The organism is Paenibacillus sp. FSL R10-2736, assembly GCF_038000245.1.
Lineage (GTDB): Bacteria > Bacillota > Bacilli > Paenibacillales > Paenibacillaceae > Paenibacillus_AQ > Paenibacillus_AQ phytohabitans.
The window spans coordinates 4,752,812-4,770,300 of the sequence record NZ_JBBOBN010000001.1 but is presented as its reverse complement, the minus strand read 5'-3'; the positions used below and the strand labels follow the sequence as shown (position 1 = coordinate 4,770,300).

Sequence of the window (17,489 nt, the reverse complement as noted above, 5' to 3'; positions counted from 1 at the left end):
AGGAGTGAAGAGAGAAATGACAAACCGGGGCCGGAAGTTTATCTGGACAATCGTACTTATGCTGGCAATGTCCGCTTTGGCGGCTTGCGGGACTGCTAACAAGGCTGCGGAGGGCAACGCTGTCCAAGCAGGGAATGCAGCGGAAGAGGCAGCAGTAGCCAGTGCAACTCCTACAGAGAGCAGCAATAATGCCTCAGAAGAAGGCGCGACCCGTACGATTACCGGAGAATTCGGAGATGTAGAAATTCCCGTAAATCCTAAGCGGGTGGCGGGGATCTATGTAGAAGATTATCTGAAGGCACTAGGCGTTACTCCAGTGGTGCAGTGGTATCATCCAAGCTGGGGCAAGCAGGATTATCTGAATCTGGATGTGCCTGAATTCGATATTAGCGGCAGTATGGAAGCGTTGCTCGACAAAAATCCCGATCTGATCATTACCGACGGCGGTGCAGATGCCGCTAAGTATGAACAATATTCCATGGTGGCGCCAACCTACCGTCTGCCGGAGAGCGTGCTCCAGGATTCAAGGCTAATGCTCACAGCGATTGCCGACGCACTGGGTATTCCGGAGAAGGGCAAGGCTGTGCTTGCTGAGTATGACCAGAAGGTAGCCGAGGGTAAAGCCAAGCTGCAGCAGGCTCTGGGACAGGAAAAGGTAGCTGTAATCCGGCTTAATGTCGCGGACAAAACCTTTGCTCTTTTTGGAGTCAAAAACCGCTTTACCGGTGTGCTCTATGATCAATTCGGTCTGACACCTGTCCCGATGGCCGCTGAGATGACGGAATATCAGTCCATTATTTCCGAAGAAGTGATACCAGCGCTTGAAGCGGATCACATCATTGTATTCCCTGACAACGGAGACTGGGATACTGCGGCTAATCAGGAGGCGATTCAGATTCTCGATGGCCCTCTATGGAAGAACCTGCCTGCGGTGAAGAACGGGAACATCTACAGAATGGAACGTTCCCACTGGCAGTCCGGTGCAATCACGGCAAATACGATGAAGCTTGACGATCTGCTTAAGGTCATGGTGAAATAACATGATTTTGATGAAGCAAGTGAAAAGAAGGTCTATCAGCACAGTTGATAGATCTTCTTTTTTGTTTTACACTGAATTGGTGATAATGATTCTCAATAAGGAGGGGTGGAATGGCGGATCTAATACAGGGTAATACCGGAAGAAGGCTATTCTATAGCCTGAATAACATAGAAACCGTTGCCCAGTCCCCGTCTGAAAATGAACCGACAGATGTGTACAAAGAACATACATTAATTATAGTTTCGGAAGGGCAGGGCTGGCTCAAAGCGGATGATAGGCAATATCCCTTGGAGAAAGGTGCCGGATTTCTGATAGAGGCCGGATCACTAAACAGAATCCGGGCCGGAGAGCGGGGGCTGAGCTTTTACCGGATAGGCTTTGAGGTTATTCATACCGGAGACAGCAAACCTAACGGAGTGGAAAGGGAGTCTGGAGATGGCATGCTCCGGCCGGGATTCCTTACCTGCAGACCTTATTCACAGTGTGTACTGCTGCTGGATGCCATTTATCATAGCCGCAGGAGTGCCGAGGATATTGAATGGTTTGCGGCTCAGACCCGTTTTCAGGAGCTCCTGCTGCTGATCATGCGGGCGAATTCTCCGGCGATGAAGACCAGGGATGATCATGAGGCGGTGGAGCGTTCGATCCGCTATATGGAGGACCATTTCAATGAATCCTTATCTGTCGACCAGCTGGCTGAGCTTGCAGGGATTGGCCGTGCGCGTTACACCCAGCTTTTTAGAGAGATTACCGGTCAGATTCCCTTGGAGTTCTTGAATGGACTGCGTATTGAACGGGCACAGCAGCAGCTGCTGCTGACCAGGGACCGCCTGCATGATGTTGCACTGGCTGTCGGCTACAGCAATGAGTATTATTTCAACCGCCGCTTCAAAGGAACAGTTGGAGTAACTCCCGGCCAATACAGGAGCCTTCATCAGGAGGGAGTCCGCGTATTTGCCCCTTTTCTGGAGGATTATCTGCTGGCATTGGGGATTACTCCGGTGGTGCAATATTGTCATGCCCAGTGGGGGAAGCAGGAGTATCTGGGTCTTGATCAGGTTCCTGCCTTTGATATTTCGAGCGGAAACTGGCAAGGACTCTCCCGGTATATGCCCGAGCTGATTATGCTGGATGACGGCTTCCAGCGCTGGCAGCTGGGGGAATGCCGCCAGGTGGCCCCGCTGCTCCGGCTTCCGTTCCATCAGGAGGACTGGCGGGCAACGCTCCGCTCCGCAGCCGCTGTCTTCGGCAGAACGGAACGGGTGCAGGAGGTCATCGGCCATTATGAGCAGCAAGCCCGGCAGGCCAAGCGGATGCTCAGCCGCAGCATCAGGGGACAGACGGTAGCGTTACTGCGGATATCCGCTTATGGAGTTGCTCTGTATGGCTGTGATGAGCTGGGATATTCAGCAAGCGTTCTGCATGAGGATCTGGGGCTCCAGCGGCATGGATTCGTCAGCAGGCTTACCCGGGGACAAAAGCGTGTGAACCTGAGCCGTGAAGAATTGTCTGAGCTGACTGCAGATCATCTGTTTATAACATTTGACAAGCAGGAAGGTGAAAGCCGGGAGCTGCTCGATTCACAGTTATGGAGAAGCCTGCCCGCTGTGCGTAACCGCTGTGTGTACGAGGTTGATTTCATGGCCTGGATGAATTATGGTGTGCTGTCCCATCAGCGTAAAATCGAGGATGTGCTGAAGGTACTGGCGTAGGCACCAGTTACAGTCTGCGGATTGTTGAAGCAACAGCAATAAGCACCTCGATCAGTTTGGCGGCGGCGGCCAGCAGAAATACTGCAACGGGGGCCAATGCACCGCTCATCCAGCCGCCGAGTAATGCACCGGCCGGCATAGCCGTGCGGGTGACGACTCTGGAGAAGCTTAGCACTCTGCCGAGCAGCTCGGGCGGAACCTTCTCCTGGCGGATGGAAGCGGACAATACGGACCAGGAGGTGTTGCAGGCAGCGACCAGGCCGAAGCCGATTCCCGGCGCCAGCCAGGAGGCGCCAAAGCCGGCCAGCACAAATCCGCAGGTTCCGGCCAGCAGCAGCACCGGAATCAGGCGGCCGCGCCTGAAATGCCGGTCGAGATATATAACCGCAAGGCTACCGGCGACTCCTCCGGCAGCGAGCAAGGTATATGTCATGCCCATTTGACCTGTAGTTAAATGAAGATTGGTAATCAGGTAGTAGGTCAGGGTGGCATACGCTGCACTGTAGCCGAAGTTGCCGATGGCTGCCTGTATAGAGAGGGCCAATTGGACCGGGCTGCGGATCAGCCAGAGGAAGCCCTGGGACATTTCGGCGGCAAAAGCAGGCTTGGCACTGCGTGTCCGTGCGGGTTCCTGCGGAAGCCGGTACAGAACGTAGAGAATGACCGCGAAGGAAGCGACATCCAGCCACAGGATGGAGGTAATGCTCATAAGCGAGGCCAATCCGCCAGCGATTGCCGGTCCCAGCATATCGGCCAGCTGGCCTGCGGTCTGCACTCCGGCATTCCCCCGGGTAAGATTCTTCCCTGACAGCGCCGGAATGAGGGTTACAACCGCTATATCATAACCTGTTGATACAATGGATAAGAGCAGAGAAATGACGTACAGATGCCAAATGGCGAGCAGTCCGTAATGTGCCAGTATAGGAATGAGGGCAATGAGCCCCATTCGGATCAGATCTGCGCAGAGCATCAGCCGCTTGCGATTGAACCGGTCGAGGATTACTCCGGCAAAAGGGGCGAACAGTATGACCGGCAGCACACTGACGGCAAACAGCGAGCTCATTACCAGCACAGACCCGGTCAGCCTGTAGGAGAGCAGCGGCAGACAAAAGGTGTATAGGGCGTCTCCGATTCTGGAAATGAAATATCCGGTCAGGAAATGCGCCAGCTGGAGCGGGCTGTGCGGCCGGGAGTGACGCTGTGGTTCTTGCGGCAAAGCAGAGGCTGGATTAGAAGAGGAACCGCGGGCGGTCTTCACCGTATTGCCCCCAATAAGTGGACAATACGGTGAAGCTGCCGTATAAGCTGAACAGAACCAGTATGATTGCGGTGCCCAGGCTCAGGAACCGGCTGAAGCTGCCGGACAGCCTGCCCCTGATAAGGGCGATCAGGCCGGATAACAGCAGCCACCAGGCGAAGGAGCCCAGAGCAATACCTGCAGGAAGAAACAGGGAGGCGCTGATTGACTGGCCCAGGGAAGCGGCAAGCGCCATGAAGGACAGAAGTGTTGCCGGATTGGCCAGTGTCAACAGGCAGGCGGAGGACAGGCTGTAGATATTTCCGCTGCGCACGGCTGCTGTTACCGGTTCTGCCTTGGCCGGACCCGGCCATAGCGCCTTCAGCCCCAGGTAGCCGAGAAACAGGCTGCCGAGCAGACGAAGCGGAAGGGCGTAGGTGGTGGTGAAATCATTCACAACCCGGAAGCTGGCAACGGTCACCAGCGCATAGAAGGCGTCAGCGAGCGCTATTCCGGCGCCCGTGGCGAGACCGGCAGTGAAGCCGGACTTCAGTGTACGGTTCATGCACAGCAGAGACATCGGGCCGACAGGAGCGGCAATAATGAAGCCGAAGCTGAGACCGCTTAACATGGCCAGCCATATATTCATCGTGTGCGTTCTGCCGGGGGCAGCGGTACATGCGGAGTTTCTTTGACCGTTCCGAGGATAATCGTAGTGCGGGTCCGCACGATACCCGGCAGGCCTTTGATCTCCTCGCTGATGATCCTGTCCAGATCCCTTGTTCCCCGGCAGCGCAGCTTCAGGATGTAATCATCATCCCCGGCAGTGTGATGGCATTCCTGAACCTCCGGCAGCTTCATCACGAGTTCTATGAAGCCTTGCCGGTGTTCTGGCCGCTCCAGCGATACGGCAATCAGTGCAGCCAATCCGTAACCGGCAGATTCCGCGTCGATCAGCGCCGTATATCCGGTAATGACACCTTGCTCCTCCAGCCGCCGAACCCTGTCTGCTGCGGCAGGAGAAGAAAGGCCCAGCAGTCCGGCAAGCTCGGACCAGGTGATCCTGCCGTTATTCATTATTGCTGAGATGATCTTGTAATCTAAAGAATCCATGTTATTCCTCCTTATATTATTAATCCATATGAGAAATATACATTATAATAATAAGTATTTCAATAATATTCCATGCATATTATTTGCGGGTCATTGAGTGGATAGCAGGACTTTCATAGTGCTGTAATAATCACCAATAAATAATGCTTGCAATTTATATTTAAAGAGAGTATAGTCTTAATTACGGTGATTGAATCACTGAACTACATAATATGCGGTCATGGCGGAATTGGCAGACGCGCTGGCTTCAGGTGCCAGTGATAGCAATATCGTGGAGGTTCGAGTCCTCTTGACCGCATCCGTTTTACAAACAAAACTCTTCTTTGGAAGGGTTTTTTTGTTTTGGGGATTTATACATTTCTAAGGAATGTTGATAACTCCGAAGAAGAAACGGCAAAGGAAGCTGGAAACAACATTGGCAAGAATTTGGCTGCGTCGGCGGTCGGAAATAGCAGTTGGATTTTCTCCACTTTTTCATGAACGCTACTGCCCCTGCAAGGAAGCAGTTGGAATATCAGCACTTAATAAGCTGCATATAGGTCAAAGTAGAGTGAATTAATGGAATTAAATAACTTTTATCCAACTAATTACCTCGAAATCTCCGAAACATCCAAGTTGAGATACTCTTTTCCAATTAATAATATAGAGTCAAAGTGGGGGCTACGCTATGACCGTCATTTAGAAACACAAAGGCGCCTATGGCTTAATATTAATATAAATGTCCGTATCAAACAAAGCCTCCTTATGTACAACAAACCGGTTACGGATCGGTTATTATCACTCTATATCAATCCGTATACGCGATAAGACACATGTTTGCAATATAGGGTGTGTTCAATTTCGACAATAACGCGCAGAGTTCGTCTTCAGTAGGACAGATGAGATTGGAAATTGCTATCACAGGCGACTGAAGCACTGCCTTGAAAATATAGAGGTGTGGCAAGTCCAGTAGTTAAAATCCGGCGTTATTAGTTGGATTTGCAGATGACGGAAGAAGTCAAGAGACTTGGCTTTAGTATGAAACGTAATATAACGATAAAAGGCATTTCAGGTTATAATCTGAGCTGCCCTTTTTGTACATGTGTGGGAATTATACAGACTGAAATATTGATTGATAACTTAACATTGTTCATTTGGGCAAAAATTACTTATATCAAGACGCTTAATAGAATTTAATTAGAGAGTCCTGCAATTTCATCTGATTTGCCAACATGGCAGAATCGGTCCTTCTCCGAGCTAATGAGTCATAAAAAACCCGCCAATATCCAGCTGAGAAAAGCGCAATCTAAATCTCTACCTTAATTCACCTGTTAGGGTGAGTAGGATGAAGATTAAAATTTTTATGTTTCGCGTAATAAACTTTCCTTAGCATTCTCGCTGAACCTCCGCTGTCCTTATACAAGGACGAGAAAGCCCTTTCCACTTCTTTTACAGGGGGATAGAATCGACTTTTCATAGTAAAAATATGTCGTTTTTTTGGGAAAAATAGTGAAACATTCAAATTGTCGTGCTACTATTGTTGTAGATGAAGGATAATATGTAATTATCGACTACTTAGGGGGCACAGGCATGATTTTCTTTTGTTTTTCCAGCAAAGATCGCAAGCAAATTGTGGAGGCGCTTTTATTTCATATTACCAATTTTGAACTTCCTGTCTGGTATGACCGCCACAAAATGCTGATGGGCGATGAAAGAGACTACAAAAACTTTGACGAAGGAGTAGCCAAAGCACACTATGCCATTATCGTACTTAGCCCCAATGCAATCGCTTCAGTTTGCGCTCAAGAGGAGATTGCAATGCTTCACAAACAATATAAAAGTGGAAAAACGACCGTTTTCCCCTTGTTTTATAATTTAAAGGCGAGCGAAGTGCCCGAAGAGCTGGGATGGATGAAAAAGCTGGTATACAAGGAAATGAACGCAGAGCTCGATGCCCGCAGCGCCTGCAACCATATCATTTGTCGTTACCTGCTAGACGAACTGGGGAAATACAGATTTCAGACCATTAACGCTTTTTTGAAGTGGCATGGAGACAACGCCGCTCTTGGCTATGTCGCTCAATTGCTAAAAGCCTATACTAAAATAAGCGATGAAAATGTTAACGCGCAAATTGCGCTTCTTTATGCTGCCTGTCTATTTATGAAAAGCAATTACAGACTGGGCGAGTTACCCGATTTTTATTATGCCGGAGTAGATCGTTTATTTGATGAAACCCGCTTGTATTTATCAGTTGATCTGCGGGAAACACTTATATTAGAGCGCCTCACCTTGCTATTAATCAATTCTGTGCTTTTTGGGTATATCGTCTAAAATAGACAAAATAAGCTTAGACAGCTTCTCAGGATTTTTCTCGTTGCGCAACTTGTCGATTTTTTTAGATAAATAGTAGAATTCATTAATATTGTCTGATACTTCTTTCCAGATAATTTCAGCCTCATAGCCGGTGCAGCCAACAGGTATAATGGCAAGGCCTGCCTTCTTCGCCAATTGATACTCCATATAAACACCTTGACTACAGTGACCGGTAGCTGCAACTCCTCCTGCCTCTGAAGTAGAACGGCTTTGGCCAAACATAAAAATTGCTGCGCTGCAATCCGCCATCATGATGCTTCGATAGCGTACCTTCTGGTCTTCATCTAAATTCAAATGGAACGGAAAGGGACGCATCGAAAGCTGACGAGAAGGGTCGGAGGTGCTGCGCTCAGCCAAGTATTGATGTGCATATCCGGTAATCAAGGTTCCTAATTGTTTTCCTACTCCAGTGGCAATGCGGTATCTTTTACCATAAAGCTCATGGACCAGCGAGCGGCATAGCGTATCGGCAAATTGAGTTTCCGCCTCCGGAATTGTATCGTAAGCGCCGGAAATAAACACCTTTTTCTCACGTACTTTTTTGGAAATCCGAGAGATAAAGTTCGTCATTTCTTCCATTTTCAGGGGCAGACATTTGATGTTATACCGCCTATGCAAATCTTCGTAGAAGTATTGGGTTTCACGAGTAACCTCTTCACCCACAAGCATTAACGCGTAATGACAGTTGCCGCTATCTCCAAGGAATTGATTCAAGGAATTGAGACAATCAAGTACTTGTGAATCTGCAAAGCTATATCCTGCAAACAGAAAGGTATTGGCAACAAGCTCCTTTTTCAAATAAGCAAGGAATAAAGGATGCTTGCTGGTGTACTGCTCATAGTCTCTTTTAGTAATGACCATGTTTGCCGGATCTGAGATATCTCCGTTCATTTTGTAAATGTTCACCCGGGTGCCTTTACTGATGCTGGGAAGAGTTTTATCATTTGAAATTGCATTGTAACCGACAAATTGACGTTTCAGGCTTTGTTCGATGAGTTTGTCATAATTGGTCGTCCATATGCTGCTGTAGGATATTTCAAGCAAGCGCTCCAGTAAGTCATTGTCGGTGGAAGACTGGTTAATTTCTTCGCTGAATCTGCGCCGCAACTCGGCATCGCTATGTCTATTAGCATAATATTGTGCTACAGAATACAAATCAGTAGATAATTTAATGTCCAATCCAAGCTCTTCAAAACACGGTCGAAGCAGTTCTGACCAACTGGGATAGCCTGAATTTCTTGATACTCCGCTACCCAGAAAAAGCGAAGCTTCTCCATTAATGATGCGTTCCGAATATGTATTAAGAAAATGATTTTTGTCGTCTTTGCTCTTCTGTAATAGCTCTTCCAACACCTTGTTTTTCTTCCCCATAGTCTCAGCTCTCTCCCGACATAGTATAGATAATTACATATTATCCTTCGTTCATTACAAGAGGGAGGTTGAATCTGGATTTAATTCTTTTATTTCATGAATTAATTGAGACTCGATTTCGCGGATGCTTTAAGCTGAGAATATCGTTTTGTTTTTTGGTTGAAACATGTGTATAAATTTGAGTTGTCGTTATAGAACTATGCCCCAATATCTGCTGAATGTACCTTATATCTACATCTTCCTCCAATAAAAGAGTAGCAAATGAATGCCGAAACATATGTGGAGTAAGGTGCTGACGGACCTGGGCCTTTAATGCAAGCTTGTTAATCATAAATCGAACAGATTGTTCGGAGAGGCGTTTGTTTAGCCTGTTGACAAAAAGATACCCTGTACTTTCAATTTGCTCGTTAAAAGCGAGCTTGTATCTTTGCAGTGCTGCAAGCACGTCAGAATTACTGATCGTAATAATCCGCTCTTTCGAACCCTTACCATAAATCCGGATTTGTTTATTCGGCAGATTCAGGTTTTCTGGTTTTAAGGAACATAGCTCTGAAACTCGCATACCCGTTGCAAACAATAGCTCCAGAACGGCGAGATTGCGCAAGCAGGCGAGTTTTTTGTGAGGTGAACTGTGCTTCTGCTCTAACTCCCGATATGCGGACTGAAGCAAGGTCTTTATTACATCAAGAGGGATTGTTTTTGGAAGAATATAAGGCTCATGAAATTTCAGATTCATTTTTGAAAAGGGATTGATCGGAATAAATTCTTCATACTCCATCCAGTTGCAGAACGCTTTAATACTGGCAATTTTACGTTTAACGGTCTTGGGTTTGTATGTCTCATGAAGGTTGATTATGTAGGTCGAAATATTATTTTTGGTTAAAGAACCGTCGTTCCCTTCGATAAACTTCAACAATTGTGCAATGTCTATCCGGTAAGCTTTTATAGTCTTGAAGTCAAGCCTTTTCTGATATTGACAGTAATTCAGATAACCATCAGATAAGTGAACGAAGTTTTGCATGAATGAATCCTCCATCTTGGTATGTATTGAATCATTATGCCTACAAAAGTCATGTTTTGTCGAACATACCCGCAAGCTTAATGAAACGGCACCGCCAGGAAAAGATGGCATAGTCGTTTCATCTTTTTTTGCGGACAGACTGTAACCTTTTGCAGGAGGTAAACGAATAACCAGTAGATGGCTCAGCGGGAGAGGAGGCGGCGTAAGACGAACGGAAACGGAAGAGAACATGCGGAAGACCCTGAATCAAAGGAAGCGAAGGATAGTTCCGCGGAAGAAGAGGCTGTACTGGTCAGGTTCCGGGACGGAAGCCTTGAGGCTTTTGAGTGGCTGGTGTGTAAGTACCGGAAGCCGGCGGTACGTTTTGCGTACCACTTGACCGGAGATTATCATACGGCCGAGGATCTGGCGCAGGATTGTTTCGCTTATCTGCTGGTATATCCGGAGAAGTATGATCACCGTGCATCCTTCCAGACCTATCTGTTCACGATCCTGCGCAATAAAAGCATTGATTCCATCCGCAAGCGCAGCAGACAGCGTACCTTGACCGCGGAAGAGAGTCATAATCCGGAAGACCGCAGGACACAACGTGATGGTCCGGCAGACCGCGGCGGATTCGGGAGATACGGCAGCGTACATACACAGGGAACAGACGATCCCGAGCGGCTGGCTATTATCCGTGAAGAAGACCTGGAATGGCGCAGAAGGCTGCACCAGATGAAGCCGGATTACTGCCAGGCGGTCTATCTGGTGGATGTGGGACAGATGTCTTATGAGCAGGCGGCAGCGGTAATGCGACGCAATATGGTTAGCTTCAAGGTGCTGCTGCACCGGGCGCGCAAGAAGCTTAGGCAGATTTACGAAAAGGAGGAGTGGGATTGTGAGGTCAAACGAACCGGAACAGTTATTTCTGGATGAGGTCTACCGCAAAGCCCGTCTGCTGGAATATGACAAGCGTGATGCAGAGAAAGTGCTGCATAACCGCAGGTTGCTGGCCAGACGCAAGGCAATGACAATATCATGCGTCACAATCTTTACGGCTGTTTTTGCCCTGATGATCTCGATTGGAAAGATCGATAAGGAACTATGCGTGGCGCTGTCACTCCTTCTGATCGCAGCGGGTCTGCTGATTGAGAAGCTTGAATTGTCGTGGAGTCCGGAGAATGACGGGTGAACAGGGAGTTGTAAGAACGGGGGAGAAGACTGGGATGGAGCTAATTATTAATCATTTAACCAAGACCTACGGAAACAAGCAGGCACTGCAGGATATCAGCTTCCGGGTGGGCGAAGGCATTCACGGACTGCTCGGACCTAACGGAGCAGGTAAAACCACGCTGATGCGTCTGCTTGCCACCTTGCTGGAGCCCACCTCGGGAACGGTGGAGATTGGTGGTGTTGCCTTGAAAGATAAGGCGCAGATCCGAGAAATGGTTGGCTATTTGCCGCAGGAATTCGCCTTTTATCCGGGGATGACGGTAGTGGAAGCGATGGATTATCTGGCGCTGTTATCCGGTATAGCCGGCCGTGCGGAGCGGAAACGGAGAATAGAGAATCTGCTTGAGCTGGTTAACCTTACCGAGCAGCGCCGTACCAAGGTGAAGGCATTATCCGGGGGAATGAAGCGCCGGCTCGGCGTAGCCCAGGCAATGGTGCATGAGCCGAAGCTGCTGATCGTGGATGAACCGACTGCAGGGCTGGACCCTGAAGAGCGGATCCGTTTCCGGCGGCTGCTCAGCCGGTTTGCCGAAGGCAGAATTGTTCTATTATCCACGCATGTTGTTGAAGACGTGGAGTCCACCTGTGAGCAGATGACCGTGCTGCATAAGGGGCGTCTGCGTTATCACGGCAGAATAGGCGATTTGACTGCCGCGGCCGCCGGCCGTGTCTGGATAGCCGAGCTTGACCGGGTAGAGTGGGAGCGGGACCGCGACCGGTTCCCGGTACTGTCCGCTGTGCCGGAAGGAAGAAATATGCGGGTGCGGGTGCTGGCAGATGAACAGCCCTATGCGGGGGCGCAGCAGACCGCACCGTCCATTGAAGATGCTTACCTGCACCTCATGCGCAGGGAGGAATCCTTCGTATGATGGCGCTGATCGGCAAAGAGATGCGCATGACGCTGCGCAGCCTGGTTTTTTATCTGTTTATTATCGCGAGCGTGTTCTTCTATTTCACCTCTTATGCTACGGAGGAAACCTGGGGCGAGCTGGGTTCCCCGGTTATAAGTACGCCGCAGAATGTAGGTACTATTGAACACCCGTATTACGGCTGGAAGCAGCCGGCGGATACCCGCGATTTAGCCGAACAAATGAGGAAGGAAATGGGCTGGAATCTGGATGCCGGAACCAGCCAGAAAATCAGGCTGGGTTTTCCATTCAAGGTTAAGCTGAACGAGAAGGAGAAGACAGCCCTGTCTGCAGCGATCTCCCAGCTGGATGAGGTTCTGAAGAATCCGGATACATATACTATGGATGAGGTATACACTATCGCCGAGTCAGTGAACAATCAATTGGGCGGGAAGAGTATATACCAGCAAGGGCTGGGGGAATTCGGTTCTGCCATTGAGACTGTTGATGAAGCGATAAAGGCGCAGGAAGCGGATCTTGCCCGCTATAACGCTAAGGTGGATGCAGGTGAATTGCTGCCCGGAGCCGCACGCTACTTCAGTGATTATCTCTCGCTGCCAGCAGGGATCTTTCCGGTCTTTCTGTCTGCCTTTCTGCTGCTCCGGGACCGCTCAAGCCGGATGAATGAATTGATTTACAGCCGCAGAATTTCGCCTTGGGTGTATGTCGGTTCGAAGTTTATTGCACAAGGTGTCATGCTCTCTTTGATCTACCTCATCCTGGCTGTCATCGGCGGCTGGCAGACCGTGGATACACTGGGGCTTACCGGCCAGACGGGACAGGCTATTGTAATCTTCCTTGGATACACAGCATGGTGGCTGCTGCCGACGTTATGGATTTCCGTTGCCTTCGGGATGTTCGGCTCGATGCTGTTCCGCCGGGGGATCGTACCCATCGCCCTGCAGATTGTCTGGTGGTTCATGTCGGTACTGCCGCTGTTGGGCTCTTATGGGCTGAACCGGCTGTTCATCCGATTCAACTCGCCTAATGACTACGAGTTATACTGGAAGTGGACGGATGAGATTGCACTTAACCGCAGCTTCTATTTGATACTCACCGTACTATTGGCTGCAGGAGCCGCCTGGTTATGGGAAAGAAACCGCAGCAGGCTGGATTCAGCCAAGATACTGAGCAGGAAGTCCGCTAAAGGAAGTGTGGCGGCATCTGCAGCGGAGGCGCTTAGATGAGCCGGCAGATCATCCGCCCGCTGGCCGGGTACAACCTCAGGCTGACTGCACATTATTCATGGCTCCTGTCCGCAGTGCTTCTGGCTGTCGTCCCGTTCTTCATGGAGCCGGCACTGATGAACAGGGTTCAGGCTGCGAAGCTGGGGGAACAGCTGATCAGCTTTCTGGGATTGATTGTCTTCCCCCATCTGGGCCTGCTGGAGGATGGCGGGATTGGTGAAGTGCTCTATGCCAAGCGGGTAAGGCATCATCCGGTATTTCTTTTCCGCTGGCTGCTCACCGTTCTCTATATCTTCCTTGTGGTGACAGCCTTATTCACATGGATGCATGGGAGCGGTGCTGATTTTGAGCTGTGGCCGATGATCGGCGGGACGGTGATTACCGCAGTTGCGATAGGATCAGCGGGACTGACGGCTGCGCTCTTGATCGGCAACATCTCTGCCGGATACATTGCCGGATTCTCCTGGTATCTGCTTGATTTCATGACCAAAGGCAAGCTGACCGGCCGCTTTTATTTATTCGGCCTGATAAATAGCGAATGGGATAATGATAAATGGCTGCTGGCAGGAGGTTCACTCGCCCTGGCGCTGTTCTGCGCCTTCTGGCTGCCGCGCAAGAGACTGGACCAGTAGAGGCCAGGCCTGTCTTATATCAGGTACAATCCAATATAATAAAAATCATATAACAACCGCCTTGACGTCATTTACTTGACCGGGGCGGTTTTTTGACGCATTGAATATACTGCCTGATTATTGGTGTGACTTCAGAGCTGGAGCATATTTTCCGAAAAAAAGGTATACTGATAATAATTTATGTCCCCCACTTTCACAGAGGAGGCTCGAGCTTTGTCTGACACACTTTTTAAGCATTTGTATTTACGGTCTTCCATAGGCTATGCGGTAGTATCCATTGACGATGGTACAATGCTCATGGCCAATCCTGCCTTTTGCGGGATGTTCGGATATACAGAGGATGAACTTAAGGATCTGCGCTATTTGGATATTGCCTATCCGGAGGATGAGCACACCGTGGATCACGGTCTGATTATGAAATATTTGCTGCGCAGTCCCGGCGCGGCTGTAGATAAAGAGAAACGGTTTGTGCGCAAGGATGGGGAGATCATCTGGGTGGCGCTGCATCTATTTTTAATTATTGATGAATCGACAGGCAGGCCCCTGCAGCTGATTGCGGAGATGACGGATATTACCGCACGCAAGGTAGCGGAGAAGAAGATTGAGGAGGATCACCAGTTCTACAAGCTGATTACGCAAAATACTCCGGACATGATCTCCTTTGCCGATCCGGATGGAACCTTGCGATATGTTTCTCCCTCTGTTGAGAAAGTGATGGGTTACTCCGCAAGTGAGATGATCGGCAGGAAAAGGCCGGATTATTACCATGAAGTTGACGCGCTAGAGATGACCGAGCAGGGCAAGCTGTACTCGGACAACGATGTCTTTACCCGCCGGGCAAGGCATAAAGACGGCCATTACATTTGGATTGAAAGCTCGTTTCAGGTTATGCGGGACAGTGAAGGTGAAGTGCAGCAGGTACTGACCATTGCCCGTGATGTTACAGAGCGGAAGAAATATGAGGAGATGCTGGCGTCTGCACAGGAGCTTGGGCAGATGGGTTCGTGGGAATGGAATTCGGTCTATGCGGAGTTGACGGTTTCCAGCCAGATGCGGGCTATTTTTGAAATGGGCGGCTGCCAGGGCAGTCATACCCGGATTGATTATCAGCTGCTCCTGGATTGTGTGGTGAAGGATGATCTGGGGGCGCTGCGTGAGGAGCTGCACCATACACTGAAGTCAGGCACCCAAGGTGAGGCGACCTTCAGAATCAGGAACGGCAGCGGCGGGCGTAAAGTGATCTATGCGCACTGGGAGGTTATCCTGGATGCAGCAGGCAAGGTTCAGCAGATCCGCGGCATTGTGCAGGATGTTACGGAACGCCACCGGATGGAAGAACAGCTTCGCGACAGCGAACGGAATTACCGCCTGATCTCGGAGAATTCTCAGGACTTTATCTCACGCAATGCGACAGATGAACAGGCGACATATCTGTATGCTTCTCCGGTCTGCCAGCAGATGTTCGGATATACTCCGGAAGAAATGGTCGGCACGAATGGGATGGATTATATCCATCCTGACGATTTTGCCTGTGTGCAGGCTTTTCTGGACGACAGTAAGAAGGGCTTGAAGCTGGAGCCTATCGTCTTCCGTTATCTGTGCAAGGACGGCTCTTATCTGTGGGTGGAGACTACGCTGCGGCATACGGAGACGGGAACCCCGGGAATTACAGAGATGATTGGAGTTACCCGGAATATCTCTGAGCGCAAGCAATATGAACTGAAGCTGCTGGAAAGCGAGAACCGGTACAAGTCGCTGTTCGAATATAATCCGTCCGCGATCAGTGCAATGGATCTGCAGGGCTGTATCCAGTCGCTGAATGCCAGTCTGCAGCAGCTCACCGGCTATTCCCGTGAAACACTGCTGCATTCAAGCTACAGTGAGATTATTGATGCGGATGAGCTGGCATTTGTGAATAACCGTTTTCTTGCCGCTGCCGGGGGGATGGCCCAGACTTTTGAGACCCGGATCATCCGCCGTGACGGGCAGACGGTTGAGGTTGGCATGATTTATGTGCCTATTCTGCTGGACAGCCAGGTGGTAGGCGTGTTTGCGATCACGAGCGATATCACCGAACGCAAACGGCATCTGGAACAGATTGAGAAGCTCAGTTATGAGCATGCGCTGATATTGAATTCGGTTTCGGAAGGGATCTTTGGCATCAATCTGCAGGGGGATACGGTCTTTATTAATCCGGCGGCTTCCATTATGCTGGGTTACGCTCCCGGGGAGCTGGCCAGCAATATCAAGCTGCAGACGATCGCCCAGACCTGGATGGACGGGGAACTCTACCGGGGAGGGCATAGGACCCTCGCAGAGCTGCTTACGACTAATCTCTCCTATGAGCGGGAGCAGGAAGGGATTTTCTGGAGACAGGACGGTTCCAGCTTCCTCGTTAAATACCGCATGACGGCATTATATGATAACGGGGAACGCAAGGGTGCGGTAGTGGTATTCCGTGACATTACCGAGGAGAAGGCGGTTGTGCGTGCCAAGGAATCAGCGGAGCAGGCCGACCGGGCCAAATCAGAATTCCTGGCCATTATGAGCCACGAGCTGCGCACTCCGATGAATGGGATTATTGGCATGGCTGATCTGCTCTCGGGGACAGAGCTTACGGAAGAGCAGGAATACTACACGCAGATTATTAATAAAAGCGGTGGAGCACTGCTGCATATTCTGAATGAGGTGCTGGATTTCAGCAAGATTGAATCCGGTATGATGACGCTGGATCTGCAGCCGGTCGATGTCCGGCAAGTGATTCAGAATGTATGTGAACTCTTTTATCCGCGGGTCAAAGAAAAAGGGCTGACCCTGCGCAGCGAAGCAGACCCGGAGATTCCCGGTCTTGTAATAACGGATGAAATCCGGCTGCGGCAAATCCTCGTGAATCTGGTCGGCAATGCGGTGAAATTCACGGAAGAAGGGGAAGTCGGTATTTCCGTGAAGCTGGAACCTGTACGGGAACCCGGGTCAATGATTCTCAGATTCTCGGTGACAGATACCGGTATTGGAATTCCGCAGGACAGCCAGAGCCTGTTGTTCCAGTCGTTCTCCCAGCTGCATCCTTCCATTAACCGCAAATACGGCGGAACCGGACTGGGGCTGGCCATAAGCAAGAAGCTGGTCGAGCTGCTGGATGGTGCGATCGGTGTGGACAGTACCGAAGATGAGGGCTCGGAGTTCTATTTCACGATTGAGGTTATGCCGTCTGGTGAGGTTGCGGGGCCTCCACTGCCCCTGGAGATCCTTGCAGCTGAAGAGTATAAGAACGGAATTTTTGATATGGATTATCCGGAGGGGCAATATGGTCCGCTGTCGATCCTTATTGCCGAGGATCATCCGGTGAATCTGCACCTGCTGCAGAAGTATTTGAATAAGCGCGGCTATACCTCGGATGTGGCCCTGAACGGGGAGCAGGCGGTTCACGCTGTGCTCACACGTCATTATGATCTGGTGTTTATGGATATTCAGATGCCGGTGCTGGATGGTATTGAGGCTACAGGGCGGATCCGCGAGGCGATGGGATTATCCCCGGTTATTATTGCGGTTACCGCCTTTGCCCGGAAGGAAGATAAGGAAATGTGCCTTCGAGCAGGGATGCAGGACTTCATCTCCAAGCCGATCCGGGTGGAAGAGCTGGACAGGGTTCTGCGGGAATGGTCGATTAATCTCCGGAATTAGCAGGCAGAGCCTTGAGGA

General features: G+C 50.0%; 14 protein-coding genes and 1 tRNA gene. 10 read left to right on the top strand and 5 right to left on the bottom strand.

The window, feature by feature from the left end; genetic code table 11:
* Positions 1–16 precede the first annotated feature (16 nt).
* Both NSQ73_RS20695 and NSQ73_RS20690 read left to right on the top strand, forming a co-directional pair.
* A complete protein-coding gene (locus tag NSQ73_RS20695) occupies positions 17–1,039 on the top strand; it encodes an ABC transporter substrate-binding protein (RefSeq protein WP_340987941.1) in 1,023 nt (340 codons plus the stop codon).
* Positions 1,040–1,149: 110 nt separating this feature from the next.
* On the top strand, positions 1,150–2,751 hold the full coding sequence (locus NSQ73_RS20690; protein ID WP_340987940.1) for a helix-turn-helix domain-containing protein: 1,602 nt from the start codon (positions 1,150–1,152) through the stop codon (positions 2,749–2,751).
* Between the two features lie 7 nt (positions 2,752–2,758).
* On the opposite strand, the gene NSQ73_RS20685 is transcribed toward NSQ73_RS20690, so the two are convergent.
* Genes NSQ73_RS20685 through NSQ73_RS20675 form a run of 3 tightly spaced genes read right to left on the bottom strand, consistent with a single transcriptional unit; the run spans position 2,759 to position 5,101 of the window.
* A complete protein-coding gene (locus NSQ73_RS20685) occupies positions 2,759–4,009 on the bottom strand; it encodes an MFS transporter (protein WP_340987939.1) in 1,251 nt (416 codons plus the stop codon).
* Positions 3,981–4,637 (bottom strand): LysE family translocator, encoded by a 657-nt coding sequence (locus NSQ73_RS20680; RefSeq protein ID WP_340987938.1) that lies wholly within the window; start codon positions 4,635–4,637, stop codon positions 3,981–3,983. Before NSQ73_RS20680 ends, NSQ73_RS20685 begins: the two co-directional genes overlap by 29 nt.
* On the bottom strand, positions 4,634–5,101 hold the full coding sequence (locus tag NSQ73_RS20675) for an Lrp/AsnC family transcriptional regulator (RefSeq protein WP_340987936.1): 468 nt from the start codon (positions 5,099–5,101) through the stop codon (positions 4,634–4,636). Before NSQ73_RS20675 ends, NSQ73_RS20680 begins: the two co-directional genes overlap by 4 nt.
* A 214-nt stretch (positions 5,102–5,315) precedes the next feature.
* Here NSQ73_RS20675 and NSQ73_RS20670 point away from each other — a divergent pair.
* Together NSQ73_RS20670 and NSQ73_RS20665 are read left to right on the top strand one after the other, a co-directional pair.
* Positions 5,316–5,399, top strand: a tRNA-Leu gene (locus NSQ73_RS20670).
* A gap of 1,271 nt (positions 5,400–6,670) precedes the next feature.
* Complete coding sequence (locus tag NSQ73_RS20665) at positions 6,671–7,411, top strand: toll/interleukin-1 receptor domain-containing protein (RefSeq protein WP_340987935.1); 741 nt, start codon at positions 6,671–6,673, stop codon at positions 7,409–7,411.
* Here NSQ73_RS20665 and NSQ73_RS20660 read toward each other — a convergent pair.
* A complete protein-coding gene (locus NSQ73_RS20660; RefSeq protein ID WP_340987934.1) occupies positions 7,376–8,824 on the bottom strand; it encodes an SIR2 family protein in 1,449 nt (482 codons plus the stop codon). The genes NSQ73_RS20665 and NSQ73_RS20660 overlap by 36 nt on opposite strands.
* A gap of 94 nt (positions 8,825–8,918) precedes the next feature.
* The gene (locus tag NSQ73_RS20655) at positions 8,919–9,845 is read right to left on the bottom strand and encodes a tyrosine-type recombinase/integrase (RefSeq protein WP_340987933.1); all 927 of its coding nucleotides are present in this window, start codon (positions 9,843–9,845) and stop codon (positions 8,919–8,921) included.
* A 177-nt stretch (positions 9,846–10,022) separates the two neighbouring features.
* Here NSQ73_RS20655 and NSQ73_RS20650 point away from each other — a divergent pair, with 177 nt between their 5' ends.
* The 6 genes from NSQ73_RS20650 to NSQ73_RS20625 all read left to right on the top strand — a co-directional run bounded on the left by NSQ73_RS20650 (position 10,023) and on the right by NSQ73_RS20625 (position 17,471).
* The gene (locus NSQ73_RS20650; protein WP_340987932.1) at positions 10,023–10,763 is read left to right on the top strand and encodes an RNA polymerase sigma factor; all 741 of its coding nucleotides are present in this window, start codon (positions 10,023–10,025) and stop codon (positions 10,761–10,763) included.
* Positions 10,726–11,019 (top strand): hypothetical protein, encoded by a 294-nt coding sequence (locus NSQ73_RS20645; RefSeq protein ID WP_340987931.1) that lies wholly within the window; start codon positions 10,726–10,728, stop codon positions 11,017–11,019. The genes NSQ73_RS20650 and NSQ73_RS20645 overlap by 38 nt, the downstream gene beginning before the upstream one ends.
* On the top strand, positions 11,009–11,929 hold the full coding sequence (locus tag NSQ73_RS20640) for an ABC transporter ATP-binding protein (RefSeq protein ID WP_340987929.1): 921 nt from the start codon (positions 11,009–11,011) through the stop codon (positions 11,927–11,929). The genes NSQ73_RS20645 and NSQ73_RS20640 overlap by 11 nt, the downstream gene beginning before the upstream one ends.
* Positions 11,926–13,155 carry an ABC transporter permease gene (locus tag NSQ73_RS20635; protein WP_340987928.1) on the top strand — a complete coding sequence of 410 codons (1,230 nt, stop codon included), beginning with the start codon at positions 11,926–11,928 and terminating at the stop codon, positions 13,153–13,155. The genes NSQ73_RS20640 and NSQ73_RS20635 overlap by 4 nt, the downstream gene beginning before the upstream one ends.
* Entirely contained in the window at positions 13,152–13,787 is a 636-nt protein-coding gene (locus NSQ73_RS20630; RefSeq protein WP_340987927.1) for a hypothetical protein, read from the top strand. The genes NSQ73_RS20635 and NSQ73_RS20630 overlap by 4 nt, the downstream gene beginning before the upstream one ends.
* A 213-nt stretch (positions 13,788–14,000) precedes the next feature.
* On the top strand, positions 14,001–17,471 hold the full coding sequence (locus NSQ73_RS20625) for a PAS domain S-box protein (RefSeq protein ID WP_340987926.1): 3,471 nt from the start codon (positions 14,001–14,003) through the stop codon (positions 17,469–17,471).
* The last annotated feature ends 18 nt before the right edge of the window (positions 17,472–17,489 follow it).

Excerpts from the sequence above, each read along its gene's own strand:
- NSQ73_RS20695 (WP_340987941.1), top strand. The coding sequence starts at position 17 with ATGACAAACCGGGGCCGGAAGTTTATCTGGACAATCGTACTTATGCTG.
- NSQ73_RS20690 (WP_340987940.1), top strand. The coding sequence starts at position 1,150 with ATGGCGGATCTAATACAGGGTAATACCGGAAGAAGGCTATTCTATAGC.
- NSQ73_RS20680 (WP_340987938.1), bottom strand. The coding sequence starts at position 4,637 with ATGAATATATGGCTGGCCATGTTAAGCGGTCTCAGCTTCGGCTTCATT.
- NSQ73_RS20675 (WP_340987936.1), bottom strand. The coding sequence starts at position 5,101 with ATGGATTCTTTAGATTACAAGATCATCTCAGCAATAATGAATAACGGC.
- NSQ73_RS20665 (WP_340987935.1), top strand. The coding sequence starts at position 6,671 with ATGATTTTCTTTTGTTTTTCCAGCAAAGATCGCAAGCAAATTGTGGAG.
- NSQ73_RS20660 (WP_340987934.1), bottom strand. The coding sequence starts at position 8,824 with ATGGGGAAGAAAAACAAGGTGTTGGAAGAGCTATTACAGAAGAGCAAA.
- NSQ73_RS20655 (WP_340987933.1), bottom strand. The coding sequence starts at position 9,845 with ATGCAAAACTTCGTTCACTTATCTGATGGTTATCTGAATTACTGTCAA.
- NSQ73_RS20650 (WP_340987932.1), top strand. The coding sequence starts at position 10,023 with ATGGCTCAGCGGGAGAGGAGGCGGCGTAAGACGAACGGAAACGGAAGA.
- NSQ73_RS20640 (WP_340987929.1), top strand. The coding sequence starts at position 11,009 with ATGACGGGTGAACAGGGAGTTGTAAGAACGGGGGAGAAGACTGGGATG.
- NSQ73_RS20635 (WP_340987928.1), top strand. The coding sequence starts at position 11,926 with ATGATGGCGCTGATCGGCAAAGAGATGCGCATGACGCTGCGCAGCCTG.
- NSQ73_RS20630 (WP_340987927.1), top strand. The coding sequence starts at position 13,152 with ATGAGCCGGCAGATCATCCGCCCGCTGGCCGGGTACAACCTCAGGCTG.